The organism is Longimicrobiaceae bacterium (genome assembly GCA_035936415.1).
Classification (GTDB): domain Bacteria; phylum Gemmatimonadota; class Gemmatimonadetes; order Longimicrobiales; family Longimicrobiaceae; genus JAFAYN01.
Window position 1 is genome coordinate 1 of the sequence record DASYWD010000621.1, and the last position, 5,242, is coordinate 5,242.

5 protein-coding genes are annotated in these 5,242 nt (G+C 70.9%); 2 read left to right on the top strand and 3 right to left on the bottom strand.

From position 1 onward, the window contains the following. Positions 1-282: 282 nt before the first annotated feature. The 3 genes from VGR37_24775 to VGR37_24785 form a co-directional block, all read right to left on the bottom strand. Entirely contained in the window at positions 283-1,107 is an 825-nt protein-coding gene (locus VGR37_24775) for a hypothetical protein (protein HEV2150636.1), read from the bottom strand. 172 nt (positions 1,108-1,279) lie between these two features. Then, positions 1,280-2,611 (bottom strand): tetratricopeptide repeat protein, encoded by a 1,332-nt coding sequence (locus VGR37_24780; GenBank protein HEV2150637.1) that lies wholly within the window; start codon positions 2,609-2,611, stop codon positions 1,280-1,282. Between the two features lie 249 nt (positions 2,612-2,860). Continuing rightward, entirely contained in the window at positions 2,861-3,268 is a 408-nt protein-coding gene (locus VGR37_24785) for a hypothetical protein (protein ID HEV2150638.1), read from the bottom strand. 453 nt (positions 3,269-3,721) lie between these two features. On the opposite strand from VGR37_24785, the gene VGR37_24790 reads away from it, so the two are divergent. Then, positions 3,722-4,165 carry a cytidine deaminase gene (locus VGR37_24790; GenBank protein ID HEV2150639.1) on the top strand — a complete coding sequence of 148 codons (444 nt, stop codon included), beginning with the start codon at positions 3,722-3,724 and terminating at the stop codon, positions 4,163-4,165. Next, positions 4,162-5,242, top strand: a 1,081-nt coding sequence (locus VGR37_24795) for a thymidine phosphorylase (GenBank protein HEV2150640.1), incomplete at its 3' end; no start/stop codon positions are given. The genes VGR37_24790 and VGR37_24795, both read left to right, overlap by 4 nt.

Sequence of the window (5,242 nt, forward strand, 5' to 3'; positions counted from 1 at the left end):
GCGCAGTGGGAGCCGGCCAACGTGGCCTCTGCGCCTGCGGCGCTCCGGCCTTCGCCGACTCCCCCTGCTGAGGGGAAGATGAAGAACGTTTTACAACCAGCACTCCCATAACCACTGGTACCGCCAGCGGGGGCTACTCAGCCACCCTCTCCCAAGTTTGGGAGAGGGGATGAACTGCCCGGAGCTGTCAGCCCTCCCCTAGCGTTGGGGGAGGGGCCGGGGGAGGGGGTCCGCCGGAGCTGCCGACGCACGCGGAAACCGCTCTGACAACTGCCGTACGCCCTACCGCGGGTCCCGCCACTCCAGCGGGATCGCGACGCCGCCCAGCGCGGTGATCCGGTAGATCGGCACTCCGCGCCGGCCGGGATACACGACCCACTTCTGCGCGAGCCCGGCGCGCACCAGCCACGCCAGGTCGTCCGGGCCCGGTGTGCGCTCCCGCGGGGGGAGCGGCATGCTGCCGTACAGGCCATCCCACCCTTCCCCTCGCCCCTCCGCGACGGCCCGGTCCACCCAGCCGGCCGATTCGCCCATCCACGGCTCGCGGCACCGCAGCTCCGCCTCGTCGTTTTCCTCCTCCTCAGCGGCCTCCCTGGGTCCGCGCCGGCTGCGCGGCTCCCAGCCCTGCCCTTCCTCCTTGTCCCCCAGGATCTGCGCGCGCAGTTCCTCCACGCTCCGCCAGCCGGGTTCATCGGCGATGTACAGGGATTCCACACGCATGTCCATGGCGCGGCGCAGCTCCCGCAACGCCAGGCGTGCCCCCTCGGGGATGTAGATGGCGGCGTCGGTGTCGCGCGCTGCGAGGCGCAACGGGCGAAGCACGATCCGCCGGGGCAGCTCCAGCTCCCGGGCCGCACGGTCGGCTCCGAGCTGGTTGATCCGGTAGATCCAGACCGGGCGCTTCAGGCGAGGGGCGCGGACGTCTTCGCGGTCGAGCAACCCGCGCTGGTGCAGCAGCGACAGGCGCTCCGGAATCCACAGCTTCGTCTCCCGCTCGATGTCCTGCCGCAGCGCCCAGCCCGGCACCCCCCGGCGTACGTATCCGCCCTCGCGCAGGGCGAGATAGCGCAGGTATCGAAGCGTGATCGAATCCCGTTCGGTCGTCATGGCGCCAAGTTACGGCACCTTCGATACGCTGCGAAAACCCGGAGTGTGGTGTCTTCTTCTATTTGCCGGATGCTTCTGGCATCTTATGTACTACACACATAGCATCAGTCGTTCACCCATGCTCCCGCCTTTTAGGAGGTCCCCATGCGTGGGCTGATGAACTAGCGATCAGCTACTCAGGCGACGAGTCGAATGAATCGTCTGCCTCTTCCTTGTCAATTTGAACTGGGCGCCTCGGAGGCCGCTTCCGTGCGTCCAGCAGGCTGAGCATCTGTCCAGCGACACCATCGATCCGATTGCTGGCCGGGAGCCCTCCGCGAGGTGAAGGGGGTTCCCGTGCCTCAATGCCCGCTAGGAACTCCCGAACGTCGTACTCCACCTCCAGCTCTCGCCGATCCTTCGAAATGTCGATGGCATGCGTGGCAAGTGATCTCGCCAGATCCCACTCTCTCCAAAAGCGGGCTCCCTGAGCCAGATTTCCGTGGGCCGCTGCCGCGAATTCCTGCGTCCGGCTCGCGAGGGTGCGGACATGCGAAACCGCCAGATCGTATCGCTGTCGGTCCCCCGCTGCAGCCGCAACCAGGCCAGTCATGCCCCAGACGAGCAGTTTCAGACCCGGGTGCTGACACTGGGGAAGAACCGCCTCGACGAGGGGCTGGGCCTGCCGATACAGCCCAAGGCGCACGAGCAGAAAACTCCAGTCGTGTACGAGTGCTGGAACCGCCGGGTGGTGGATGGGATAGTGACGGAGCGCCTCCAGCACGTGGCGCTCGGATTCCGCGTACGTGCCTGCCTCGATCGCCAGCCCCAGCAGGTCGTGCTGTGTCTCTGCGGCGACCCGGTGACGGCGAGTGGAGGCCGCCAGCCGTGCAGCACGACTCAGGACGGAACGGGCCTCGTCGTGCTTCCGTTGCTCTCGCAGGAGGCTCCCATAGGAAAGCAGCGCCCGGATCAACTCTATGCGATTGCGGTTCCCATCGCGTCCGGCGATCCGGATGGCGCGATCGAGCCAGCTCTCGGAGCGATCCGGCGCCCCCACCCGCCTGGCAGCTCGACCCGCCTCCCTCGCACGAACCGCAGCGCCCGCATCGACACGCGCCGCAGCCTCCGCGAATAGCAGCCCGGTGTGGGCCAGGGACTGCCGATCAGCCCAACGAGAGATACACCGGCAGGCCGCGCTCAGCTGTGCGGGCCTGACGCACTCCGGATCTGAGCGCATCACGGAGAGGTCCTGGAGTGCCTCCGCGATTCCTCTGGCTTCCTGAGACACGTGCTCGATCGCCTCGATCCGGTCGCGGCTCGGCGGAAGGAGTAACCACTGCCGCTCCCCGGGCGGGGACATCTCCCACAGGCGCAGATCCCGGAGCGCGCGGAGCAACGCGAGTGCTACGATGTCGTCTCCTATCGCGCATGCATCCTCGGCCATCCTGTGCTCCGGCAGCCATTGCGGCACCGGCGGAAGGGTGCGCGGCCGGGGTGCGCGCTTGCTCTTCTTCTGCTCCATCGCTCGGTCAACCTACGGGTGAAGGACGCTGACGGTCCAAGAGGATAACGGACACTGTAGACACGGCGCCACCCTCGCGATGCTGGACCGACTACCCGCCGGAAACCAGCAGCAGCCTCGGCCCGTCCCACCGCACCATGCGAACGTCGGGCGGAAGACTGTGCCTCCCGGGCGGGCACGGAGCGCGCTCGGCCGCGGTATCGCGTGGTGCCGGCGGCGGGCTCGCCCCGCCCGGCGTGCCCTGCGTTCTCACGGGTGCCTCCGGCGGTCCTCGACCTCCAGCGCAAGCCACGCGGGCACCTCCTCGCCCGACTGCTGGTAGATGCACGCAAGACACCCGGCCAGCTCCCGCCGCGCCCGGTGCCGCGCGCCGGCCGGCAGGCCGTCCACCAGCACGGCCAGGCTTACGACGGGCAGCGGCGTCTCGGCGTACGGGCGGTCCGCGGCCCAGTCACGCAGGCGGTCCAGGTGGCGCGGCTCCGGCACGCTCCGCATCTCCAGGAACTTCCTCACCACGGACCGGCTCACGCCGATGCTGCGGGCGACCGCCGCCTGCCCACCGTGGGTGCGCAGCTCACGCCGGAGCGCCTGGCGAAGCTCCTCCAGCATCCATGCATCGGCCAGGCGGTCGAAGCCCCGGTCCCTGCCGGGGGCCACACCTGTCCGGCGAAGTGGGTACGTTCGCTCCATCATCGCTCCCTGTTGAGGTTTCCCCCGCGGGGAGATACATTGGCACCAGGCACGCGGCGGCGATATTGCGGAGCACGGAGGCGGGAAAGGTGCGGCGGGCCCCGGACCCGGGCCCCGCGACACAAAGTGGACGACGTGGACACCCGGGACCCGAGCGCCCCCGGAGACACGTCACAGTGCGGCCCGACATCGAGGCACCCGGCGGGAAACACCCCGCCCGGTGCCTTTCTGCATTCGGTTCGCGCGGGGACCCGGATCGGCATGCGAGCGCCCGGGCAGGTGCGGTAATGGGTCCCCGCGGACATCCGAACGGGCTCCCGAGCGGAGCCGCCGGTGCGCGCCGTTGCCCGCCGCGCGTATATTGGCTTCCCGCGCGGCGGCGCCCGCCCCGCGTAGTCGACACAGCCGCGGAACCGAGCCTTGAGCGACACCCAGCCCCAGCCCCTCCCGGCCGAAACGGCGGAGATGCTCCTCCGCCGCGCCCGCGAGGTGCGCGCCCACGCCTACGTCCCCTACTCCCGCTTCACCGTGGGCGCCGCGCTCCTCGCGGAGAGCGGCGAGGTGTTCACCGGCTGCAACGTGGAGAACGCCTCGTACGGCCTCACCAACTGCGCGGAGCGGGTGGCGGTGGGAAAGGCGGTGTCGGAGGGGGTGCGCCGCTTCCGCGCCGTGGCGGTGGTGGGCCCGCAGGACGACGTCCCCCTCGCCCCCTGCGGCTCGTGCCGGCAGGTGCTCTACGAGTTCGGGCCGGACATGGTGGTGGTGACGCCGGAGGGAGAGGGCTACACGGCGGCCAGCATGCGGGAGCTGCTTCCCGGCGCCTTCGACGAGACCCGGCTGGGCGCCGCGGAGCCCCTCGGATGAGCGGCGAGCGGAGCGTCGTCGCGCTGATCGACCGGAAGAAGCGCGGGGGCGAGCTGACGCCGGAGGAGATCGGCTTCCTCCTGGAGGGGTTCGTTGCGAAGCGCATCCCGGACTACCAGGTGTCCGCCTGGCTGATGGCGGTGGTCTGGCGCGGGATGACCGAAGCGGAGACGCTGGCGCTCACCCGCGCTATGGTGGAGAGCGGGGCCGCCCTGGACTGGAGCGGGCTGGACCGGCCCACGGTGGACAAGCACAGCACCGGAGGCGTGGGCGACAAGACCTCGCTGGTGCTGGTGCCGCTGATGGCCGCGGCAGGGGCGGCGTTCGTGAAGATGTCCGGCCGCGGCCTGGGCCACACCGGCGGGACGCTGGACAAGCTGGAGGCCATCCCCGGCTTCCGGGTGAGCCTGGGTCTGGAGGAGATGCGCGCCCAGGTGGAGCGGATCGGGTGCGCGCTGGTGGGGCAGAGCCCGGAGCTGGTCCCCGCGGACCGCGACCTGTACGCCCTGCGCGACGTCACGGGGACGGTGGAGTCGGTCCCGCTGATCGCCGGGAGCATCATGTCCAAGAAGCTGGCCGGCGGCGCGCGGACGCTGGTGCTCGACGTGAAGTGGGGCGCCGGCGCCTTCATGACCACGCTCGAAGCGGCCCGCGAGCTGGCGGACGCCCTGGTGCGCATCGGCGAGGGGGCGGGCCGGCGCACGCGCGCGGTGCTGAGCCCCATGGAGGAGCCGCTGGGCCGGGCCGTGGGGAACGCGCTGGAGGTGCGCGAGGCGATCGACACGCTGCGCGGCGGCGGCCCCCCCGACCTGTGGGAGCTCACCGTGGAGCTGGGCATGCACCTGCTCGTCCTCGCCGGCCTGGCGGCGAGCGAGAGCGAGGCCCACGCGCGCATGGCGGAGCTGCGCGCCTCCGGCCGCGCCGCGGAAGCCTTCGCGGATCTGGTGGAGGCGCAGGGCGGCGACCCGCGCGTGGTGGACGACCCGGACGGGGTCCTCCCCCGCGCCCCCGTGGTGCGCGAAGTCGCCCTGGACGCGGAGGACGGCCGCTGGGTGGCCGCCCTGGACGCCCGCGGCG

What these genes read in the sequence shown, in the direction of transcription:
- VGR37_24780 (HEV2150637.1), bottom strand. Translation starts at nt 2,611, where the DNA reads ATGGAGCAGAAGAAGAGCAAGCGCGCACCCCGGCCGCGCACCCTTCCG.
- VGR37_24775 (HEV2150636.1), bottom strand. Translation starts at nt 1,107, where the DNA reads ATGACGACCGAACGGGATTCGATCACGCTTCGATACCTGCGCTATCTC.